Annotated in this window: 25 protein-coding genes; 18 read left to right on the plus strand and 7 right to left on the minus strand. The window is 41.1% G+C overall.

The genetic code is table 11. The annotated features are described in order from the left end of the window. The first annotated feature begins 27 nt into the window (after nt 1-27). From H5158_RS04925 to H5158_RS04955, 7 genes are all read left to right on the plus strand, one after another. A complete protein-coding gene (locus H5158_RS04925; protein WP_149980086.1) occupies nt 28-519 on the plus strand; it encodes a GNAT family N-acetyltransferase in 492 nt (163 codons plus the stop codon). 89 nt (nt 520-608) lie between these two features. After that, complete coding sequence (locus H5158_RS04930) at nt 609-1,115, plus strand: hypothetical protein (RefSeq protein ID WP_182717821.1); 507 nt, start codon at nt 609-611, stop codon at nt 1,113-1,115. Between the two features lie 30 nt (nt 1,116-1,145). Beyond that, nucleotides 1,146-1,772, plus strand: coding sequence for a superoxide dismutase (locus tag H5158_RS04935; protein ID WP_182739586.1), 627 nt, complete (start codon nt 1,146-1,148; stop codon nt 1,770-1,772). Nucleotides 1,773-1,850: 78 nt separating this feature from the next. After that, nucleotides 1,851-3,212, plus strand: coding sequence for a DNA-3-methyladenine glycosylase 2 family protein (locus tag H5158_RS04940; protein WP_149980089.1), 1,362 nt, complete (start codon nt 1,851-1,853; stop codon nt 3,210-3,212). Further along, entirely contained in the window at nt 3,209-3,682 is a 474-nt protein-coding gene (locus tag H5158_RS04945) for a methylated-DNA--[protein]-cysteine S-methyltransferase (protein ID WP_149980090.1), read from the plus strand. The genes H5158_RS04940 and H5158_RS04945 overlap by 4 nt, the downstream gene beginning before the upstream one ends. A gap of 76 nt (nt 3,683-3,758) precedes the next feature. Continuing rightward, on the plus strand, nt 3,759-4,610 hold the full coding sequence (locus H5158_RS04950) for an amino acid ABC transporter substrate-binding protein (RefSeq protein ID WP_246175464.1): 852 nt from the start codon (nt 3,759-3,761) through the stop codon (nt 4,608-4,610). 88 nt (nt 4,611-4,698) lie between these two features. Next, nucleotides 4,699-5,289 (plus strand): thymidine kinase, encoded by a 591-nt coding sequence (locus H5158_RS04955; RefSeq protein ID WP_145236208.1) that lies wholly within the window; start codon nt 4,699-4,701, stop codon nt 5,287-5,289. On the opposite strand, the gene ltaE is transcribed toward H5158_RS04955, so the two are convergent. Further along, complete coding sequence (gene ltaE, locus H5158_RS04960; RefSeq protein WP_182739587.1) at nt 5,266-6,279, minus strand: low-specificity L-threonine aldolase; 1,014 nt, start codon at nt 6,277-6,279, stop codon at nt 5,266-5,268. The genes H5158_RS04955 and ltaE overlap by 24 nt on opposite strands. Then, complete coding sequence (gene rlmF / locus H5158_RS04965; RefSeq protein ID WP_182717825.1) at nt 6,276-7,223, minus strand: 23S rRNA (adenine(1618)-N(6))-methyltransferase RlmF; 948 nt, start codon at nt 7,221-7,223, stop codon at nt 6,276-6,278. Before rlmF ends, ltaE begins: the two co-directional genes overlap by 4 nt. A 123-nt stretch (nt 7,224-7,346) precedes the next feature. Here rlmF and H5158_RS04970 point away from each other — a divergent pair, with 123 nt between their 5' ends. Then, complete coding sequence (locus H5158_RS04970) at nt 7,347-8,261, plus strand: alpha/beta hydrolase (RefSeq protein WP_145236199.1); 915 nt, start codon at nt 7,347-7,349, stop codon at nt 8,259-8,261. Here the strand turns inward: H5158_RS04970 and H5158_RS04975 are convergent. The 3 genes from H5158_RS04975 to H5158_RS04985 form a co-directional block, all read right to left on the minus strand. Then, nucleotides 8,215-9,669, minus strand: a complete 1,455-nt coding sequence (locus H5158_RS04975; protein WP_182739588.1) for a sulfotransferase — start codon at nt 9,667-9,669, stop codon at nt 8,215-8,217. The two genes, H5158_RS04970 and H5158_RS04975, sit on opposite strands and share 47 nt — an antisense overlap. A 107-nt stretch (nt 9,670-9,776) precedes the next feature. Then, nucleotides 9,777-12,425, minus strand: coding sequence for a TonB-dependent siderophore receptor (locus H5158_RS04980; RefSeq protein ID WP_182739589.1), 2,649 nt, complete (start codon nt 12,423-12,425; stop codon nt 9,777-9,779). A gap of 311 nt (nt 12,426-12,736) precedes the next feature. After that, the gene (locus H5158_RS04985) at nt 12,737-12,919 is read right to left on the minus strand and encodes an oxidoreductase-like domain-containing protein (protein ID WP_182739590.1); all 183 of its coding nucleotides are present in this window, start codon (nt 12,917-12,919) and stop codon (nt 12,737-12,739) included. Nucleotides 12,920-13,072: 153 nt separating this feature from the next. Between H5158_RS04985 and H5158_RS04990 the strand changes: the two genes are divergently transcribed. Together H5158_RS04990 and H5158_RS04995 are read left to right on the plus strand one after the other, a co-directional pair. Beyond that, entirely contained in the window at nt 13,073-13,522 is a 450-nt protein-coding gene (locus H5158_RS04990; protein WP_182739591.1) for a hypothetical protein, read from the plus strand. Between the two features lie 94 nt (nt 13,523-13,616). Then, nucleotides 13,617-14,978 carry a M17 family metallopeptidase gene (locus H5158_RS04995; RefSeq protein ID WP_149980098.1) on the plus strand — a complete coding sequence of 454 codons (1,362 nt, stop codon included), beginning with the start codon at nt 13,617-13,619 and terminating at the stop codon, nt 14,976-14,978. Nucleotides 14,979-14,998: 20 nt separating this feature from the next. On the opposite strand, the gene H5158_RS05000 is transcribed toward H5158_RS04995, so the two are convergent. Both H5158_RS05000 and H5158_RS05005 read right to left on the minus strand, forming a co-directional pair. After that, on the minus strand, nt 14,999-15,385 hold the full coding sequence (locus H5158_RS05000) for a VOC family protein (protein WP_145236314.1): 387 nt from the start codon (nt 15,383-15,385) through the stop codon (nt 14,999-15,001). 55 nt (nt 15,386-15,440) lie between these two features. Continuing rightward, the gene (locus H5158_RS05005; RefSeq protein WP_145236180.1) at nt 15,441-16,517 is read right to left on the minus strand and encodes a ketoacyl-ACP synthase III; all 1,077 of its coding nucleotides are present in this window, start codon (nt 16,515-16,517) and stop codon (nt 15,441-15,443) included. A 153-nt stretch (nt 16,518-16,670) separates the two neighbouring features. Between H5158_RS05005 and H5158_RS05010 the strand changes: the two genes are divergently transcribed. The 8 genes from H5158_RS05010 to H5158_RS05045 all read left to right on the plus strand — a co-directional run. After that, nucleotides 16,671-17,984 carry an amidohydrolase family protein gene (locus H5158_RS05010; protein WP_182739592.1) on the plus strand — a complete coding sequence of 438 codons (1,314 nt, stop codon included), beginning with the start codon at nt 16,671-16,673 and terminating at the stop codon, nt 17,982-17,984. An 8-nt stretch (nt 17,985-17,992) separates the two neighbouring features. Then, nucleotides 17,993-18,397 carry a DUF4440 domain-containing protein gene (locus tag H5158_RS05015; protein ID WP_182739593.1) on the plus strand — a complete coding sequence of 135 codons (405 nt, stop codon included), beginning with the start codon at nt 17,993-17,995 and terminating at the stop codon, nt 18,395-18,397. Nucleotides 18,398-18,467: 70 nt separating this feature from the next. Further along, complete coding sequence (locus H5158_RS05020) at nt 18,468-19,709, plus strand: ATP-binding protein (protein WP_145236312.1); 1,242 nt, start codon at nt 18,468-18,470, stop codon at nt 19,707-19,709. Continuing rightward, nucleotides 19,706-20,236, plus strand: a complete 531-nt coding sequence (locus H5158_RS05025; RefSeq protein ID WP_182730847.1) for a response regulator transcription factor — start codon at nt 19,706-19,708, stop codon at nt 20,234-20,236. The genes H5158_RS05020 and H5158_RS05025 overlap by 4 nt, the downstream gene beginning before the upstream one ends. Before the next feature lie 284 nt (nt 20,237-20,520). Beyond that, a complete protein-coding gene (locus H5158_RS05030; protein WP_145236169.1) occupies nt 20,521-20,925 on the plus strand; it encodes a DUF1761 domain-containing protein in 405 nt (134 codons plus the stop codon). 43 nt (nt 20,926-20,968) lie between these two features. After that, nucleotides 20,969-21,220 carry a hypothetical protein gene (locus H5158_RS05035; RefSeq protein WP_149980101.1) on the plus strand — a complete coding sequence of 84 codons (252 nt, stop codon included), beginning with the start codon at nt 20,969-20,971 and terminating at the stop codon, nt 21,218-21,220. Nucleotides 21,221-22,045: 825 nt separating this feature from the next. Beyond that, entirely contained in the window at nt 22,046-22,321 is a 276-nt protein-coding gene (locus tag H5158_RS05040; RefSeq protein ID WP_182739594.1) for a hypothetical protein, read from the plus strand. 27 nt (nt 22,322-22,348) lie between these two features. Then, a partial coding sequence (locus tag H5158_RS05045; protein WP_182739595.1) for a transposase family protein occupies nt 22,349-22,474 on the plus strand: 126 nt, incomplete at its 3' end.

Raw genomic sequence — 22,474 nt, forward strand, 5'->3', positions numbered from 1 at the left:
ACAATGCAGTAATAAATAAGAGAGCTTATGACAGACCAAAAAACGATTACCTTAAGAGATGCGCAGCCTTCGGATGCTGCTACTATTTTGCATTTTATTACCGAATTGGCAATTTATGAAAAAGAGCCCGATGCGGTTAAAACCGATGAACAGGCGATTTTAAAAACCCTGTTTAGTGAAGGTGCAACAGCGCATAGTTTGATTTGTTTTGAAGGCGATACGCCAATTGGCTTTGCGGTGTACTTTTACAATTATTCGACTTGGCTTGGCAAGAATGGCTTGTACCTTGAAGACTTATATGTCAGCCCAGATAGCCGAGGTAATGGTGCGGGTAAACTGATTATGCAACATTTGGCACGCCAAGCTATCGCAAAAGATTGTGGCCGTTTTGAATGGGTGGTACTTGACTGGAATCAACCTGCGATCGATTTTTACAATAGTATGGGGGCAGAGCCACAAAATGAGTGGATCATTTATCGGCTTACAGGACAAGCATTAATTGATTTTGCCGAGAAATAAAAATACGTAATATAAATAAAAATCATTTGCATTAAGTTGTTTGACTGTGTAAATTAATCACATCATTTAATTTTGTGCAGGTGATTTTTATGTCACACCCACAGTTTCACAGCAGCAATAAATTGTCTCAGGTTGAGCAAGTATTAAGTCCTTGGCAAGCCAACATCATTGCTGGAAATACAGCGTTTGAACGCGGTGCTTTAATTGAAGCTCGCGATAAATACACGACAGCACACACCCTCTCAGCTCGTTTATTAAGCCAATTTAGCCAAGCAAAAATATGCCAGTCAGTTATTAGCGCAATTGAACATTGCTGCCCCGCATTCGTTGTTGCCGCTCATAATTTAGCGGATACATATCGAGCCATGAACCAAGCAGAGCAAGCGTGTCAGTGTTTGTGTGATGTGCATATAAGTTTAAGTCATTTGCTCCAGCATCCATGCGATACGGTGCGTACAGTGGTTGTGCACCATCATCACAAAACCTACACAGAGTTAGTACAGTTTGCCAAATTGCACAGTCATTACCCGCAATTAATAGAACAAATCAATCAGACGTTAAGTTACACCCCAGATCAAACTGCCACTGTGCATTGATCACTTATCTTAATCCGACAAGGAACAATTATGGCGTTTACATTACCCCCATTACCATATGAGTACGATGCGTTAGAGCCACATTTAGATGCTAAAACTATGGAGATCCACCATACTTTGCATCATCAAACATATATCAATAAAGCCAATGCGGCACTTGAAAATACCCAGTATAGTGATACTGATGTACATGAGTTACTCGCAAAGATTGACACGTTGCCAACTGAGCTGCAAAAAGTAGTGCAAGAGCATGGTGGCGGACATGCAAACCATTCATTGTTTTGGACAGTAATGAGCCCCAATGGTGGGGATCAGCCAAAAGGGAGCTTATTAGATGCGATCACAGAGCAGCTTGGCGGCTTTGATAACTTTAAAGAGTCATTTACAGCGGCAGCTGTTAGTCGCTTCGGCAGTGGCTGGGCGTGGCTAAGTGTTAATAAAGATAACCAGCTTGTGGTGGAAAGTAGTTTAAATCAAGATAGTCCATTAATGCACGGCAACACGCCGATTTTAGGTTTAGATGTGTGGGAGCACGCCTATTATCTGAAATACCAAAACCGCCGCCCGGAGTATATCGCAGCATTTTATAATGTTATTAATTGGGTTGAAGTGGAGCGTCGTTATTTAGCTGCTACCAGTAAATCAATCAGCGAATAAAGGTTGAGTGCCGAAAATGGCTAGTAAACTGTGTTTTTTCACGTACTCTATTAGCAGATGTATAGTTAAGAGCACCTTATGGATACTAGCCATTGGCAACTTGCCAGACAAAGCCGCGACCATCGTTTTGATGGACTCTTTTTCATCGGTGTTAAAAGCACCGGTATTTATTGTCGGCCAATTTGTCCTGCCCCTACTGCAAAAGAGCAAAACGTAGAGTACTTTCAATATGCGCACAATGCTGCCCAGGCTGGATTTCGCCCGTGCATTCGTTGTCGTCCAGATAGCGCCCCTGGAAGTAGCGCATGGCAAGGAACAAAAACCACAGCGCTGCGAGCCAAACAGCTGATAGACAGTGACTTAACAACGCAACAAAGCTGTGAACAGTTAGCTGAGCGACTCGGCGTGAGTAGCCGCTATTTAAGGCAGTTATTTCAGCAACATTTTGGTATCTCAGTAACTCAGTATCGGTTATTTAATCAATGTCATTTTGCTAAAAAACTGCTGCAAGAAACTAATTTATCGGTATCTCAAGTTGCTTTTGCAGCGGGCTTTAATAGTATTCGTCGCTTTAATGATGCGTTTTTACAGCAGTTACATATTTGCCCGTCAAAAATGCGTGGTGAGCGCAGCACAACACGTGCGATGTTGACGCTTAAATTACCTTTTCGGCCCCCTTATAATTGGACTGCGTTACAGCAATTTTTAGCTAAGCGGTTAATTTCACCTCTTGAGTGGCTTGGCGAGACATATTATGGTCGCAGCTTTAAAAATCAGCATTGCCAAGGTCAGTTTACGGCTGAGTTTGTAGAGCACAAACATCACTTTTTAGTCAGCATTGATATTGATCAGCCGCGCTTTTTACAGCCTATTTTAAGTGAAATTCGCAGGGTGCTCGATTTAGATGCCGATACTGCGCAAATCGAACAACACCTAGCAACTCAACTTCAAGGGGCAATTGTGTTAACCCAAGGATTGCGGTTACCGGGTATTTGGTCGGTATTTGAGGCTGGTATTCGTGCGGTACTTGGCCAACAAGTAAGTGTAACTGCCGCGCATAACTTAGTGACTCAGCTGGTGGATGAACTGGGCGAACAAGATGGCGAGCGAGTGTATTTTCCAACCCCTGAGGTAGTGGCAAACAGTGAGCTGGCATTTTTTAAAATGCCTCAAGCGAGAAAGAATGCGCTGCGTAATTTAGCGCAGTTTTGCGCCGATAACCCTGATTGTCATCAGCTTGATCAATGGCTGCCACTCAAAGGGATTGGACCTTGGACAGTAAACTATGCAAAATTACGCGGCCAAAGTCAGCCCGATATTTTATTAGCGGGAGATTTAGGCGTAAAGAAAGCCCAAGCGGGGGCAAAACCATTTAATGATGAGATGTGCGCGCCATTTCGCTCCTATTTAACCTTTCAACTATGGCAGCAGCTAACATGACTATTATCCAAACCCGCATACCCAGCCCAATTGATGAGATTATTATTCAAGGTAACCAACACGGGGTCAGTTATGTGGGCTTTTATCCAGTTATAGAGTGCTCAGAAACCCCATTTTCAGATGTTGAGCAGCCACATATTTTAAATTGTGCTGCGCAGCTTAATGACTACTTTGCAGGCAAGCGAACAACCTTTGATGTCACTCTAGCCACCCATGGCACTGCTTTTCAACAAGCGGTATGGCAAGCGCTCACCGCGGTGCCATTTGGACAAACACAGAGTTATTCAGATATTGCTCATGCACTCAATAATCCCAAGGCAGTTCGCGCAGTGGGGGCTGCTAATGGTAAAAACCCAATCAGTATTATTGTGCCGTGTCACCGTATTATTGGTGCCAATGGTAAATTGACCGGCTATGCGGGTGGGCTAGAGCGCAAGCAGTGGTTACTTGAGCACGAAGGGATCATCTAAATTTTTTGGTTTAGTTACTAAACAATTCATTTTTTCGGTCTACACTTTAGATGAAACGTCTAGGGAGCAAGATAAAATGAAACAAAATAAACGTGTTAGGGATAATTTATTGGCGTTATTGGTACTCAGTAGCGGGTGTAGTTTGCTATCAACAGCGGCAATTGCTAACTCAACTGAACTAATTTTTTGTTATGAAGATAAAACTGTCGCGCCGATGTTTTTAGCGCAAAGCAATGAAATGTTAGGTACTCAACCAGAAGCATCGCTAGAAATCCTACAAAATCTTGATAATACACTTTCACAACTGTCTATTCGTTATCAGCGTAAAGCTTGGCTAAGTTGTTTAAATGATCTGCGTACAAATAAAGTGAATGCGGTTATTGCTACCTATCGACCTGAACGAACTGAATTTGCCCAATACCCAATGGATGGAACTCAGCAACTGGATCCGCGTTTTGCAGTGAGTGAATTTGGCAGTTGTCTCATCGGCGGAAAAAAATTTCACCAGCAATGGCAAAGCCGCGAAGTATTTCAGACCAGGGCTTTTACATTAGCTATTGCGAACGGTTATGACTTAGGCAAGGTATTACATCAAGAGCCTTTTTTTGTTCAACATACTTCCTCAGTCGAAAAAGCCGTTGAGTTGATCGACCGTGGAGTCGTTGATGCTACGCTTGACGTGTGCCAAGTTGGCGATCGGAAAGTATCAAACTTCCGGTATAAAACAGCCCAAGTACAAGCCATTTATCCTCCACTTGAAAAAGCCCAAGGCTATTTGCTTTTCTCTAAGCAGTTTTATCAACAGCATAAGGCGCTTAGTCAACGTATTTGGCAAACCATCGCTGCACAAGATAATGCCAAGCTGTATGTTGAATATTTAGATAAAACTAATCACGAAGCTAGGGTCGTCAGTAGCAGGCACCGTTGAGTTATAGTTCTATAACACGGGTAAAAAAGGTGATGTTCAATCAAGATTAAGGTAGCATTAGCGCACTTTTTTCAGGGTAGGCATTTTCATGGCTCAGCTGTACTTTTATTATTCTGCAATGAACGCAGGTAAATCTACCACGCTTTTACAATCGGCATTTAACTATCGCGAACGCGGCATGGAGCCCGTTATTTTAACGGCTGCATTGGATGATCGTGCTGGTGTTGGTAAGGTATCTTCTCGAATTGGTTTACAAGCTGATGCACATATTTTTGATGCTGACAAAGATGTTTTTGAACTGATCAAACAGCTTAATAGTGAACAAAAACGTCATTGTGTGCTGGTGGATGAATGTCAATTTTTATCACGTCAGCAAGTAATGCAACTGACCGATGTGGTGGATGAATTAGGCATTCCGGTGTTGTGCTATGGCTTGCGTAATGACTTTAGAGGCGAGTTATTTAGCGGCTCGCAGTACTTACTAGCGTGGGCTGATAAACTGGTTGAACTTAAAACGGTGTGTCATTGCGGTCGCAAAGCGAACCATGTATTGCGTACGGATGAGCAAGGCAAAGCGATTGCCGATGGTAATCAAGTGGAAATTGGCGGCAACGACCGTTATGTGTCGGTGTGCCGCAAACACTATAAAGCTGCGTTAAACATGCAGCGCCGAAGTTAACGCTGCTATAAATTGATCAATATCGGCTCGAGTGATCTGTAAATGAGTTACTAAACGCAAAGTTTTGCTTGGGCTGAATACTATCCCTTGTGCTTTTAGTTGCTGTGCAATGGCATTAATATCAACACTATCAGCAACATTTGCATAGACCATATTGGTTGTATCGCGCGACAAGTCAACGTTAAAGCCTTCAATGGCACTGAGCTGCTGCGCTAAGTAACGCGCATTGCTGTGATCGTCGGCTAAACGGCTAACATTGTGCTCAAGTGCATAGTGGCCAGCGGCTGCCAGCATACCAGCTTGGCGCATAGCGCCGCCAAGTACTTTACGCCAACGCCTTGCTTTATTGATCAGCTCAACAGAGCCAAGTAGTAATGAGCCGACTGGTGCGCCTAAGCCTTTTGATAAGCAAATAGACACGGAGTCAAAGTGTTTAGTTATCTCGGTAATATCTACCTCAAGCGCAACCGCAGCGTTATAAACGCGAGCACCATCCAAATGCAGTGCTAATTGATGGCTGTGAGTGAACTCACGCGCTTGGGCTAAATAACTTAATGGCAGCACTTTACCGCCAATGGTGTTTTCTAAACTGAGTAAGCGGGTATTAGCAAAGTGAAAGTCTTTGGGTTTGATAGCGGCGCGTATTTTGTCAAAGCAGAGGCTGCCATCATTTTCATTCTCGATAGGTTGCGGTTGGATTGATCCAAGCACTGCCGCGCCACCGCCTTCAAATTTATAATTGTGTGCATTTTGCCCGCAAATATATTCATCACCACGTTCGCAATGAGCCATTAACGCTAATAAGTTTGCTTGGGTGCCGGAGCTACAAAACAATGCACTGGCAAAGCCATGACGCTGTGCTGCAACGCTTTCTAATTTATTAATACTGGGATCATCACCATATACATCATCACCTAAAGGGGCATTGAACATAATTTCGCGCATTTTAGCGCAGGGCTTAGTGACAGTATCAGAACGAAAATCAATCATGATATCTCCGGTTGTGTAAATTGCTGGCTGATCTCTTGGCGAGTTTGTTGATCAAAATAACTCCACGCAATAAAGCGACTCACTTTTTGCCCTTGCGCCATTTCAATGATTTTAACTTCAGCCACAGGGTGTGTTTTTAATTGTGCTTGTAACGTGGCTAAGTTTTCTTTTTTTGAAACTAAAGAGGTAAACCACATACACTGCTCAGCAAATAGGGCACTTTCATCGATCATGGTACAAATGAATTGCGCTTCGCCACCTTCACACCAAAGCTCATTATGTTGCCCGCCAAAATTTAAAGCCGATTTAGGGGCTTTGCCTAAGTTTTTCCATTTCCGCTCGCTACTTTGAGCCGCTTGTTGTTCACTGGCATGAAAAGGAGGGTTACACAATGTAATATGAAAAAGCTCTTTTGCATTTATTACCCCCTGAAAAATATGCTGCGACTGCTTTTGTAGCTTGACGGTAATTTTGCGATTATTAAATTGTACGATTTGTTTGGCTAATTTTACAGCGCTCGGATCTATATCTGAGCCTGTGACGCTCCAGTTATATTCATGGCTTGCTAGTAACGGGTAAATTATGTTCGCACCAGTACCTATATCCAGCACTTTAACTTGTCTGCCTTGAGGTATAACGCCTTGATTATCGTTTGCTAGTAAATCGGCCAAGTAGTGAATGTAATCAACGCGTCCTGGAATCGGTGGGCAAAGGTTGTGTTCAGGTATATCCCAAAAATCAACGTTATAGTACGCTTGCAAAAGTGCTTGATTAAGCGTTTTTACTGCTTTGTTATCACTAAAATCAATACTTTTAGTACCATTGGGAGTAAGCACGATATATGGTTTTAAAGTGGGCACTTGAATACTTAGGTAGTCTAAATCATAGCCTTCGTTATGGCGATTTCGAGGGTGTAGTTTTGATTTTAATGGTGTTGATTTCATAACAAATAATTAGCTTAACAAACAAAAAAGTTATTTTACCAGAGAAACACATTGACGTGTGATCTTGTTTAAATTACTGGTAGGATGAGTTGCGGTTCATAACAATGACAACAAGGAACTGAAATGGCGATCGTACAAGAATCAGTATTTATTAAACTAACTGAGCTACAAACATTACATTTGCGCCGCATAGCAGATAACAGCAAAGCCGCTGGGCCAGCTGTGTTGTTTATGCATGGTGCTGTTGAAAATGGCAAAATATTTTATACGCATTCAAATAAGGGGTTAGCACCTTTTTTAGCTGAGCAAGGATATGTGTGTTATGTAGCTGATCTACGAGGTCGTGGTGACAGCAAACCGGCTATCTCAAAGCATGCTCACTATGGCCAAACCGAAGCTATTATTGAAGATATTCCCGCTTTTATTGCTAAAATTACCGAGCGTGAAGGTAGACCACCAGCGTATTGGGTAGCCCATTCGTGGGGTGGTGTATTAATGAACAGTGTGTTTGCGCGTTTCCCACAGTATATCAATGATGTAAAAGCATGTGCTTACTTTGGTACTAAACGCTCGCTTTATAATCATCATCCACAAAAATACCTTCAAGGAAATTTGATTTGGTATTTTTTAGCGCCAATACTGGCTAAAAAACATGGTTATTTACCCGCCAAAAGACTCAAGTGGGGCAGTGATGATGAAACTAAAAAGTCGCATTATCAAAGTATGCAATGGGCTAAACGTAAACCATGGTTAGATAGCGACGACGGGTTTGATTACGCGCAAGCTGTGGCTGGCTTAAGTTTGCCACCGACCTTACACATAGGGGGGGTGAAAGACAAAGCGCTTGCACAACAAATTGATATTGAAAAATTTATTGCCGAGTCAGGTACTGGTATTCAACACCTGCAAATGTACGGGAAAAAACACGGCCATCAATATGATTACGATCATATTAATATGTTAACGCACGCCAGTGCTAAAGCAGATCAATTTAAGGATCTAGTGACGTGGTTTGAGCGTCATTCAGCAACGCCCTGAGTGGCGTTTCAAAACGTTTCCAGTGTTCTATTGCACGGTTATGTAGCGGTTTTCGTACAGCTGCTTTGCTAAGCGTGGTAACTGGTTTTTTTGATTTATAAAAGTCTAAACATTGTGCTTCAAATGCGGTACCTAAAAATGTAAATACGCTTTTTAACGTATCGCGCGGCTCGCTGATCAGTTGCTCATAATGAACATCTAAGATAGCCGAAGGTATTGCTTGTTGCCAATGCGTCATCAAACCTTGGTATAAATCATAGTAACGTTTAAATTCAGATAATGAGCAAAAATAAGGTTCATTTTCTGCAAAGTAATTACTATAAACGGACCAAGCTGTGGCATTAAAATCGCGCTGCAAGTTAATAAACTTAGCATTTGGAAACAATAAATAGATAAGCCCTAACGATTGATAATTAGCGGGCAATTTGTTGATCATAAACGCGCGAATAGGTTTTGCTTGTTTTAACCGTGCGGTATAAAGAGCCCGCGCTTGCTCAATCAGTTGCGGTGTTAGTGCGCTGATACATTCAGGGTAGGGCAACTTGGTTTGTTGTTCTATGAATGCAACAACTTGCGAGCTAATACAGCGATCTTCCCCAAGGCTTGCAAATTCACTATGTGAAGCTAACATTTGTTCTAATAATGTTGAGCCACTGCGTGGCATGCCAATAATAAAAACGGGCGTAACAGTACCAGTAAATCCAGGCTTGATAGTGGCAAATAAACTTTTTGGGTTATAACGCATAATACTTTGATAAAACGGCGTTAATTGTTCAGTGTTGAAGCTACTCAATTGCAGCTGCAATTTATTGGCTAGTTTATAATAATTTACAGCTTGTTCTATATCATTGAGTTGATCATAACTTTTTGCCAAGGCGTAATAACAAACCATTTTTAAACGTAAATTATTGGTTTGTGTGAGTAAATGATGCAAGTTACTGATGTAGTTATGCTGTTGATCAAAGCGGCCAAGTTGTACCAGTTCAAATAAAATATAAGCAGTGACAGGATATAAACCAATACTTAGTGCTTGTGCAAAGGTGGTGTGTGCTTTATCTAATTCGCCATGGGTTAAATAATGTTGTGCGAGATAATAGTGTGGCTCTGGGTTATGACTAGCAATGCTTTTTGCGTACTCCAGTACGGTTAATGCATCATTTGGCGAATTAACGCCATTAAATGCATCCGCTAACGCGTGCAGTGGCTCCAACATATTAGGCAGACGTTCACAGCTTCTTTGTAATAAATAAACTGCAGCATCAAAGCGCTCTAAGCGCAGGGCAATACGGCCCAAACCAAATAGTGCCTCGCCATTTTGGGGATCACTTTCAAGCAAGGTTTTATAGTGAAACTCCGCTTCTTGGAGTTTGTTTTCGGCAAGTAGTTGGTTAGCTTTTTTTAGCAACATGCATCACTTTTTTTATTTTTTAGTTACTAGATTTATTATTTGGGTATAGCACGAAAAAGGCGAAATGTCTTGAGCATTTCGCCTATCTTTTCAACGCTTAATTATGATCAAAACGTATAAGTTGCTTTGACATAATAGAAGCCGCCGTTAATACCATATGGCGAAGTTTCATAGTATTTACCACCCCAGTTATTATTAGGTGCCACGGTAAAATCAAGTTTCTCTGCTTCTTGGTCGAGCAGGTTTTGTGCGCCGACTGAGAAACTAATCGAATCATTCAAAAAGTAAGTTACTTCAGCGTCGAGCGTAATTGCTGCATCTGCCGTTTTTGCTGTTTCGTCATAATCTACATGCACACCCTGGTATTCACCAAAATAATTTGCACGAGTAAACATTGAGAAACTTTCCCATTGTTGTGACCAACTAAGCGTACCACGGTGGTTTGGTAAGTCGTTCTCTAAACGGCTTACTTTAAACGGCCCAGTAATATCAGTTGAACGGGTAACCTCAGTTTCATTCCAGTTGTAGGCTAAACTAAATGTTGAGCTACCGCCGAGTAAATCTGTGGCATAGTTTGCTACAAAGTCTATACCTTGAGTGGTGGTGTCAAAGTCATTAGTAAAGAAGCTTACTTGCGCTAAGCTTTGCACGTTTGGCACACCAGCGGCTTCAAGCGTATCTTTATCAGCTTGGCTCAGCTCGATTTTTTCAGATTGACTAATACGGTCATCAACTTGAATATTATAATAATCAATAGTTAGGAATACTTCACCGATGGTGTATACCGCGCCAAAGGTATAACTTTGCGACTCTTCAGGCTCAAGCTCTGTACCGCCTAACTGTACCGCAATTGGATTGGTCGGTGGTAGTAAAGCAGAGTCGACCAATACGCCACTGCTTAGGTTTGTTTGCACGTTACTGACATTGGCTTGACCAACAGTCGGTGCGCGAAAGCCGGAGCTGATTGAACCACGCACGTTTAAATCATCGGTTAAGTGATATTGAGCCATTAATTTATAATTAACCGTAGAGCCAAAGGTATCATAATCTTCATAACGCAGCGCTAGACCCATTAAAAACTCTTCGGTAAATGGGGCTTCAATATCGACATAAGCGGCGTAGTTGCGACGAGTATATTCACCAGCGTCAGATGGTTTAAAGCCAGGGAAACCATTTGAACCGATACCAAAACCTTGATCCGTTAGTGGGCCTGCTGTAAATGATGCTACATCGCCAGAGGTAACTGTAAATGTTTCCTCGTGCCATTCAAGGCCACCGGCTATGTTCACATCGTATGCTAGATCAAAATCAAAGCCTTTTGATAAATCAAAATTAAAGTTTTTCTCTAATTGTGAGTATTTACCTGGGCTAAAATCACGCGGACTATCAGGGCCTAATGATGCATTAACAGTATCGTAAATAAAGTAACGAGATTCATTAAAGCCGACCGTACCGCTTAAATCGTAGTACGCACCTTCTAACATACCACCAGTGAACTCGCCTTTAGTACCTATCGTAAGCGAAGTATCTGTGATGTTGCCACCAAAGTTAGGTGTAAAACCACCAGGCAATGTTTGGTTAAAGGCAAAGCAATTTGCAGCACTTAGAGAATCTATAGCAGCTTGATCTGGTGCGCCATTGGCTTGCAGTTCGACAAGAGGACAGTTTATTTGCTGATCATATCCATCCAGTGAAGCGACTAACACTGTTGGAGTTGCATCATCCCACAGTTTTTGACCCGCTGGATTATCATCACCAGGGCGACGCATATTTGTACCATTAACATCACGAATTGTTCCGCCATAAACACCAGGACGAGTTGTTGGATTACGATAATAAAAACCACCGCGTACATCACGCTCTGAATAGTTACCAAACATGTAAAATTCGGAGTTTTTAGTCAGCTCAAGGCCGACATTACCAAAAATAGAGATATCGTCATCAACTTCTGGTGCGCCCCATATTTGTGTAATCGGGGCAATGTCAGGAACACCAGCCTCAATTAAGTTTGCTGCATCAAAACGTTGCACTGAACGACTAGTTGCGTCAGCCGTTTTGTATTGGAAACTTAAATTTGCGAAGCCATTGTCGGTAAATGGTAGACCAATGTTACCGGAAATCTGTGTTGTATCACCGTCGCCTTCATAGTACTGACCTTGGCGTACTTCGAAACTGCCGCCTTCTGAGGCATCTTTTAGTACAAAGTTGATAACCCCAGCAATCGCATCTGAGCCGTACTGAGCGGCTGCGCCATCTCTTAGTACTTCAACTTGTTTTAGTGCGATACTTGGAATAACTGAAATGTCCGCACCTTGTGCGCCATCGTTTATGCCGCCACCTAAAAAGGCAATAACAGAGGCACGATGACGACGTTTACCATTGAGTAATATCAATGTACTGTCAGAAGGTAGGCCACGTAAGTTAGCTGGACGAACCAAAGATGCTGCGTCACTAATAGGCATCGAATGCACGTTTAATGATGGAATTGCGCCTTTTAATAGCTCGAGCATATCCGTATTACCTGATTTACCAAGTTCTTCACCACCGATGATATCGATAGGTACTGGTGAATCACCAATAGAACGCGGTGCAGAGCGAGTTCCCACTACGGCAATTTTTTCTACATTTTTATTTACTTTAGTGACTTCAGCTTGCTCATCTGCTGCTAAGGCAGATCCTGAAATAAATAAGCCTGCGGTAGTTGTTGTTAATGCAAGTTTAACGGCATGATTTAATAAATTATTTTTAAATTTCATTCTAATTTCCCCAGTTAGAATTATTGTAATTTCGTAACTATATGATTTTTAAAAAGCCAAATAGTCTATTAAAGTTATACAACTTGTTAAATAATTGTGCAAGGTGTTAAATAGTTTGGTTTTTTTTATGTTTTCTATAGAGGAAATTCGAGATTTACTTACCTACATGAAAAATAATGATATTTTTAAGGCGGGGATTAGAAATTAAGCATTTAATGTAATTTTTATTGTAAAATAAATCAGAAAAAAAATAATAATTTTGTAAATAGAAGTTTTTAGACTGGAAACTGTTCAGTAAAGTTCAATGGTAATTATTGGTTATCAGTTTGTTCAGGATTTTGTTGTCGCCAAGCTTTTAACGCTTCTCGGTATTCATCCCAAACACATGGGCAACAACTGCCACCACCACAGCACTGATCAGCAGCCGGTCTGGTTGGTTTTGTGTCGTCAACTCGGTTTGCTATATCGGCTGTGTTTTGCGGTATTTTATTCATTACTTATAGGTTTAATAATATGGGCCGTTTATTGGCCAGTGATTATACTTAATCATGGCTTTTTTACTAGCTGAGAAATAATCTGGATCTGTTAATCGGTGATTGTATTAAATTATGCTTTGTGAAGTGTTAAGGCTATGTGAGAATAGCGTTATGCGACTATATAAAGTTATTCATCGTGCCCCAATTCGAGTGGCAAAAATTACTACAAAACGCCAACAGTTGCGTTTCAAGCGCGCTATGGTAGCACTTAAAATTGCACTGGCGCAGGAAAAGCAAGAAACCAAAGAAATGCTCACAATTTATCGTCGCTACACCCAAGGAGATGTGAGTAAAGAGGATCTGCAAAAAGCGAATGCCCAGTTTGTTGATATTCTCAAAGGATTGGGTTTAGGTGTTTTTGCTGTTTTACCTTTTGCACCTGTGACTATTCCACTGGTTGTTAAGTTGGGTCAATGGGTTGGGGTTGATGTACTGCCAAGTTCATTTAACATCAATAAATCACTTAAAGATATTGACCAGCAGATCGCTGATGAAGAGCTGCAACACCACCACGCTGAAAAAACGGCAAAGTCAGACGTAAAACCACCTGTAAAAAAATAATGCCATGCAGTTTAAAGGATAGTCTTTGTGCTATACCTTTTATGCTGAGTTATTGATATGCTTGATCATCATATAATTTTAAACGAGTCATTTAATGAGTACATTAATTCGTCATAGTTCTACGGGTATTCCTTTATCTTTTATTGTTAAAAATGACTTAGCTACATGGCAAGCACAGCAGCCAATTTTTTTACAAAACTGGCTAAATAGCTGTGATTTTGCAAAACAAGGTTTAGCCTTGGTGGTCAATCCACAAAGTGGAGCGCTAAGTCAGGTGTATTGTTTAGTTAATAGCGTTGATGACTTTTGGCTCGCGGGTGAATTAGCCAGCAAACTGCCAGCAGGAATTTACCAAGTTCAAGAGTGTGAACAACAATTAGAACAGATTGCTCTGGGTTTTATACTTGGTGGTTATGAATTTAGCGAATATAAAGCCAAAGGTGCTGTAAAAGCACAATTAGCAATAGCCGATGAAGCATTGTTTGCGCGTATTACACGCCAAGCAAATGCGATTAACTTAGTTAGAGATCTAGTTAATACGCCTGCCGCAGACATGATGCCACAGCACTTATCACAAGTGATGGCTGATTTAGCACACACTTACAATGGTCAATTCAATGAATGGATAGGGGATGAATTATTAGAACAAAACTATCCAACTATCCACATGGTAGGCCGCGCCAGTGAAAATAAACCGCGTTTACTTGATTTACACTGGGGCGCTGCAGACGCTCCTTTGATCACCTTAGTCGGTAAAGGTGTTTGTTTTGACTCTGGTGGTTTAGATCTTAAACCAAGCTCAGGTATGCGCAATATGAAAAAAGACATGGGCGGCGCAGCTCATGTAATTGGTTTAGCGCAGTTAATTATGGCGGCAAATTTACCAATTCGTTTACGCGTGTTGGTACCCGCTGTTGAGAATGCGGTATCGCGCAATGCATTTCGCCCTGGCGATGTAATTAAAACACGTAAAGGCATTATGGTCGAAATCGATAACACCGACGCAGAGGGGCGTTTAGTGTTATGTGATGCACTCACGGAAGCACAAAATGACAATCCTGAGTTGATCATTGATTTTGCAACCTTAACCGGTGCTTGTCGTATTGCGTTAGGCACTGAGTTACCAGGGTTTTTCTCAACTGAGCGTGATGTTGCCAATGGCATTATTGACGCCGGTATTGCAGTAAGCGATCCCGTTTGGCAATTACCGCTTTTTGAGCAATATAAAAGTTTATTAAAAAGTGATGTTGCTGATATGGCTAACTGTGCAAGTACCCCATTCGGCGGCGCAATTACTGCCGCACTTTATTTAAAAGAATTTGTAGAGCCAACCACACCATGGGTACATTTTGATGTAATGGCATGGAATATCCGCTCATTACCTGGTCGTCCAGTCGGTGGTGAAGCACTCGGTATTCGTGCCGTATTTAACTACTTACAAAGTCGTTTTAAATAAATTTATTGAGCTTTGTGAGGTTATGCCTCATAAAGCTCAAGCGGTAACCCATCAGGATCTGCAAAAAAGGTAAATTGTTTACCTGTGTATTCATCAGTTCGAATCTCTTCTACTGCCACACCTTGGCTTTGCAAATACACTTTACTTTGCTCAATATTGGCCACTTTAAATGCTAAATGTCGTAAACCTTGTGCTTCTGGGTAACTAGGTCGCTTTGGTGCATTATCAAATGAAAATAGCTCTATTTGGCTACCATCAGGCAAGGCTAAATCTAATTTGTATGAGTGGCGATGTTGGCGAAAATGCTCTGCAATTATCGGCAGCTGTAAGATCTGATGATAAAAATGTTTTGAGCGGGTGTAATCGCTGCATATAATTGCAGCGTGGTGAATTCCTAGCAATTGCATCATTTTTAGCTATCTGTGGTAAATGGCGCAGTATAGCTGCGCCATATTGAGTATGTTATTGATCACTGCCTTTGCAAGCTGCTACTGCGGGGGCCACTAACTCTAAACCGGTTTTATCACACGGTGGTAGTGCTGCATCGCTAACGCTGATTGGCGTGACGCGTTCGCCCCATTTTATGTAACTAGCAGCCCAAGTTAATCCGGCACCAAATGCTGCAGACATGATATTAGCATGTGGTTTAATTAATCCTTGCTCAACAGCTTCGCATAATGCGATTGCAATAGTTGCTGCCGATGTATTGCCGTATTCGCCAATGTTAACCATTACTTTTTCATCTGGCACTTTTAAGCGATGTTGAATGGCTTGAATGATACGTAAATTTGCTTGGTGTGGCACAAGTACATCGATATCATCAAGGCTCAAATTTGCTTGTGTGAGCACATCGTCACAGGCTTCACTCATGCCCTTTACTGCGCGCTTAAAGATTTCGCGACCTTCAAATAATAAATCAGATGGCCCAATAGGCACATATTTATTTAAGTCACTACCAAAGTTAGTGATATGCAAGATATCACGGTCTTCGCTATCACAGCCTGTTTTTGTCGCGAGTAAACCCGCTGGCGTGTCTGCTGCTTCAAGTACTACGGCACCGGCGCCATCACCAAATAACACCGCACTATCACGGCGATCCCAGTTTACATACCAGGTCATACGTTCAGCAGCAATTACTACAGCTTTTTTGATCATACCGGCTTGAATTTGTGCAGTCGCTGCTTGTATTGCATATAAAAAACCAGAGCAAGCTGCATTGGTGTCCATAGCGGCAGCGCCAACTGCACCAATGTTTTTTTGTACTAACGAAGCTGTGTTTGCCACCATAGTAGAGGGCGTACATGTTGCTAATAACACTAAGTCAATGTCTTTAGCATCAATGCCAGCACAGGCTATTGCATGTTTAGCTGCTACAGTGGCAAGCTCTGCAGTACTAACGTGGCTTACTCTACGGGCTTTTATACCAGTGCGGGATGTGATCCATTCATCATTGGTATCAACTAATTGGCTAATTTCATCGTTGCTAATACGCGCTGGTGGGATACATTTACCCCAACCCGTTATGTGTGCGTAGGTCATAGTGTGCTCTCTTTAAGTGGTCAGACATGTGTCATCTATGTTTGATTTATACCAAAAATCCAGTTCTAAGACTAGTTTATAACTTAGCTTACGTCGTAAATAGTGGTAATTAAACGTAATTTAGGCTAATGGTAGTAGAAAAATGAGGTAAACATGAAACAAAAATTAATTACTATCTTGGCTGCATTGGGTACGACGGTATGCTCTGCGGCGGGTTTTGCAACACAAACTCAGGTTATTTACGCAGGATCAATGTTAGCAGGTGCTGAACAAACACTAGAAAAGCAACGCACTATTGTTATAGAAGACGCTATCATCACGCGCATCGAAAAAGGCTATATGAGTGTTACCGATCTAGCATTGCCCGATGCAAAGATCATTGATTTAAAAAATCAATTTGTTATGCCTGGATTAATTGATATGCACGTACATGTTACTTTTGAGCGTGACGCAAGTGCTAATCCACATCGCTGGCTAACAGAATATGAGGCTGATTATGCGCTGCGCTCAGTTAAATATTTGCAGCGCACTCTTGCTGCGGGTTTTACCTCCGTGCGTGATTTAGGTAGTAGCTATAAAGTGATCTTTCCACTACAGCGTGCCGTTGAGCGTGGAGATATTCAAGGGCCACGTATTTTTGCTGCAGGAGATACAATTACCCCAACAGGCGGGCATGCTGATCTGCACGGTTACCGTAAAGATATTAGTGATGTGATAAGTGGAGGGTTAGGGGGGTGTGATGGTGCTGATGATTGTCGCCGCGCGGTTCGTGAAGTAATTAAATCAGGTGCTGATGTAATTAAAATTACCGCAACGGGTGGGGTGTTAAGTAATACCGCAGCGGGTGTCAATCAGCAGTTCACAGATCAAGAGTTGATGGCGATTGTTGATACTGCACATAACTTAGGGCGCAGCGTAACAGCCCATGCTCATGGTACATCAGGGATCAAAGCGGCATTACGTGCAGGTGTTGATTCAATTGAACATGGCTCTTACCTAGACAAAGAGACTGTAAAGTTATTTAAGCAATACAACGCTTATTTAGTGCCCACGTTATTGGCAGGCCAAACGGTCAGTCAAGAAGTTCTCAGTAACCCAAATATGCCAACAGCTATTGCTGATAAAGTACGCACCGTTGTACCAAATGTTGCAGCTTCATTTAAACTGGCATTAAAAAACAATGTTAATATTGCTTTTGGTACAGATTCTGGCGTATCACGCCATGGTAATAATGCTGATGAGTTTTTATGGTTAGTTAAATATGGCATGACTGAAAAACAGGCTATTATGTCAGCAACAGTTAATGCCGCTAAGTTACTCGGCCAACAAGACCGACTAGGGCAGTTGAGTGTTGGTAAACAAGCAGATATCATCAGCGTTAATGGCTCTCCTCTTGATGATATAACGACATTGCAAAATGTACAATTTGTGATGAAAGCAGGGCAAATATATAAACACCAATTTTAGGATACAGTATGGGCAGCAAAATCAAGGCATCATTGTTTAATCATTTGATTGACGCTGAGCGCCAATTATTAGATCCTGAGATCCGTCAATCTGAGCAGGCATTGGATGCTTTGCTCGATGATGATTTTATTGAAATTGCCGCTAATGGTACTGTATTTAATAAATATCAAGTATTAACGCGGTTACCTACCGAAGTCGTGCCGCAGTTTTACAATCAGCATTTTAAAGGCCGAATGCTTAGTGATGATATTGCCCAACTAAGTTATCAAGCGGCATATCGGCGCTCTGCGCGCGCTGAGTTTAACTATTCGTTACGGATGTCGCTGTGGCGATTAACCGAAGGCCAGTGGAAAATGGTGTTTCATCAAGGAACGCCGTGTGCTGTGTTTAGTATCTCTATGGCTGATGATTAGGTTAACCTTCTTTAATTAGGCATTTTTTATTAGGTATTTTTTTGTTAGGTAATTATGTATGGCGTTTTTAATGCGCACTGATCCTGCGATTAGCCGTTTACTGATGTTACGCAGTGGTGCAATTGCAATTCAACTATTGGCCGTTGTAGCAGTCTATTTTTTACTTGAGCACCAAATCCCTTTATTGCCTCTACTGGTAGTGATCTCCCTTGAAGCCGTATTCCAAATTTTAAGCGTGATTGCTTATCGTAATGTCAGTAAAGCGAAAGAACTTGGGATGTTAATGCAGCTTACGGCCGATGTGCTTTTTTTATCGGTATTGCTGTCTTTGAGTGGTGGTGCGACCAATGCATTTGTGTCGTTACTGTTGTTACCAATAATGATTGCTGCGGTGAGTGTCAGTGCTCGCGGCTTAGCTTATATTGCTGTATTAGCGATCACCGCCTATAGCGTGCTGCTATTTAAAATGCCTCAGCACAGCATGCATCATATGCAAATGACCAGTCACTTTGTGGGTATGTGGGTTAACTTTGTGATCAGTGCTAGCGTTATAGCATTCGTTATCGGCACTATGAACCGTGCACTGCATTCGCGAGAGCGCACAATTGCAACTGTGCGAGAAAAACAATTACGAGCAGAGCAGTTAGTCACGCTTGATGGTGCTGCGGCACAAATTACTCATCAATTAGCCAGCCCAATCGCCAATTTACAATTATTGTATGAAGAGCTTCTTGAAGAGCAGCCCGATAATGAGATTGTGAAAGACATGCAGCAGCCCTTGTTGCAATGCGCACAGCAGTTAAAACAGTTTCGTACCCTGTCATCTGAACTACGCACACAAACGGTTGCAGCGACTGTATCGTTAAACGCATTAGCTCAACAAATTAGCGATACAATGCTATTACAGTATCCCGATCAACAGCTTAATTGGCTAAATGCAGCGCCTGCTAGCTCGGTTACTAATGATGCTATGTTACTGCCAGCGATATTAAACTTGTTGCAAAATGCTGCTTTTGCCAATCAACAGGCACAGCAACAAACACTGGAATTGAACTGGCAACAGACTCCAGATAACCCTAAAACAGTGAGTTTAGTTATACGTGATTTTGGTAAAGGATTTAGCGCAGCACAATTGGCAGAGTTAGGGGGTCAGTTAATGCCTAGTGAAACGGGGATGGGGCTAGCAGTTATGCTTTCAAATGTAACATTTGAGCGTTTACAAGGCTCTTTAACATTATTTAATCACCCACAAGGTGGCGCGGTTGCCAAAGTACAATTAACCATTGATGAGCCACAAGTCGAGCCTGTATGAAGCTATTAATTATTGAAGATGATATTAATCTTGCCAATACGTTAGCGCGGCGCTTAACCAAACACGGTTTTGCATGTCAGCTGGCACATGATAAAGCCGAGGCTATTGGCATAGCTAAAAACTTCGCACCGACACATATTCTGTTAGATATGAAATTAGCTGACGATAACGGTTTAGCTCTTATCGCACCACTGAGAGCCTTACTAACAGACGCACATATTGTATTATTAACAGGCTATGCCAGTATTGCCACAGCGGTAGAGGCTATGCGCCTAGGTGCAAATGATTATTTAACAAAACCCGTTGATATGCTCACGTTATTACGAGCCTTAACAGGCACATGCGAGCCAACTACTGAGTTAATTGCAGATGATATTGTAACTATGTCGCCAGAGCGTCTTGAGTGGGAACATATTCAGCAAGTGCTGCATACCAATCAAGGCAATATTTCAGCAACTGCTCGGCAACTTAATATGCATCGGCGAACTTTACAGCGTAAGCTACAAAAAAAACCAGTTCAGCAGTAAATCCTAGCGCAATAGTGAGCGTTATTTCGGATCACGGTTTCCGGTTTAGTAATGCTCAGTAAGTTTATTGTTGCCTTTTAGGCAATAAGTTTTACCCGGTCAACTAAGTAATACAGTCGCCTGTAGTCACTTTAAATGAAGCTCAGATTACTTTAGTGCATTTATATTTGGGCACCAGCCACGCATCATAGATAGTTTTGCAGTTTAGATAGTTGCTGCAATGGCGTTCATTAACTACAGTAAAAATATCATTGTATTTTTTGCAATCAGCATAAGTAGTCATTATGGATTTATCACAACTGGATTTTGTAGCCGTATTATTAGCTGCCATGTCTTCTTTTATGTTAGGAGGCGTTTGGTATTCACCTTGGTTGTTTCAACGAGCCTGGTTAGAAGGCTGTGGATTAACGGAGCTGGATTTAAAAGCAACAAATCCAAAATGGGTATTTGGTGGCGGTTTTGTTTTATCTTTATTTATCGCTTTTGGCTTATCACTGTTTTTAGGACCACATCCACATTTAGGGGTTGCGGTAGGCGTTGGCTTTGCGGTTGGACTATGTTGGGTAAGCAGTGCCTTAGGGATGAGCTATATTTATGAACAACGACCACTAAAGCTGTTTTTAATCAATAGCGGTTACCATATTTTACAGTTTACTTTAATGGGCTTAATCTTTGGACTTTGGCCATAAGCTGTTAATCTATTCGCGTGTTTGTAGTAAAAGTAACAAAATAATGGCAAAACCGAATAAAAAAGGCCCTACTAAAACGGTCGATATTTTTTGTAGTCAATGTAAAGCTCCCCTATTCAAATATCGTAAAGGCGGCAAAGGGGCATTGGTTAAATGTTTTATCGAACGGATCAGTCAAGATTTCACCACTATTCCTTGCGTATGCCCCAACTGCTCACGCCCTTTTGCTCGAGAAGCAATTATCCGAGGCGCACCCGCGTATAAAATGATCGGCGGCAAAGTTACGTTTAAGTAGTCATTTAATTTGAGCGTATATTCATATTTCATTCATTTAATCATCTTTTAGTCTGATTGTTCCTGTATCTGATTTAACTATAAATAAACCATAACTCTTTAATTTAATACGACTTTAAATAGTAATTGCACAGTTTTTTATGATATTGATGGTATCCGAGGTTGGTCTACTTCGGAAATTGAAACAATAGGAGCTGCATTTTTGAGAGGGTTTAAGAAGTACAGCGCAAAGGTACACGGAGCTGCGTATGCAATTGAGCATCGTCTAGATTCATTTTCTATAGATGCACTCGGAGCTTCTTACGAAGTTGGATATGGGGTAATGTATATGCAAGGAACAAAGAAAACATACTCTAGTTATGTCGCGTTTTGTAAATAGTTTTAGAATCAATAAGGAATAAAAATGATTAAAAAAGTAATTTTTATTTTTATTATATTTCAATTTTTATTGGTGATTAGTTTAAATCACCACTATGGGATAGCCATAGCGTTAACCACTTGTGTTTTTTATATTTTTCGTTCTAAATCCAATTTCTTTTCTTTGAGCTTTCTTTTTGAAGATGTAAAAGAAAATGCATTTACTTTACTATGTGTGTTTTCAATAGTTGCATTGACAATTTGCCAAATCTCTTATAGTTCAAATGATTGGGGGTTGTTGACAATAATAGTACCATTGTCGTTATTGTTTTATTTCTTCCTTACACTTTTTAGTTATACTGCTGATTGTATATATAAAATATTCGGAAAGTTTTTTAGAGGGAAGTAAGTGCTCGTAAAGTAAAATAGGAAAGGCACAAATTTTTCGATAGTGCATCAAGGGAATATAATGTCAAAATATAGATTTTTAACTTTATTATTTTTAATAGTTAATTCACAGGTATGCTTTTCAAATGCGATTGAAAAACCACCTAAAGCTATTGAAGCCGTAGTATATACTATTTGCGATTTGGTATATTGCAATACGAGTGTTGTTTTAAGAAATAATACGGCATTTGAAATTAAAGTAATTTCAAATTATTTCGATGAAACTCATTTTACTGAGCATGCTTTTAAGTTTTATACAGGGCAAGATCACGAACTTTACCTTGACTTAAAAGTATGATCTTATACTCCTTTTTAAGGAGCCCCCGTGCCTGATATTCAACTATTTAAATATTTCGAATCAATTGACGACCCTCGCCAGCAGGGTAAAGTTGTCCATAAACTTTTTGATATCATATTCTTAGCTGTCAGCGCTGTCATATCTGGGTGCCAA

This window comes from Pseudoalteromonas sp. SR45-6 (assembly GCF_014163545.1).
Lineage (GTDB): Bacteria > Pseudomonadota > Gammaproteobacteria > Enterobacterales > Alteromonadaceae > Pseudoalteromonas > Pseudoalteromonas rhizosphaerae.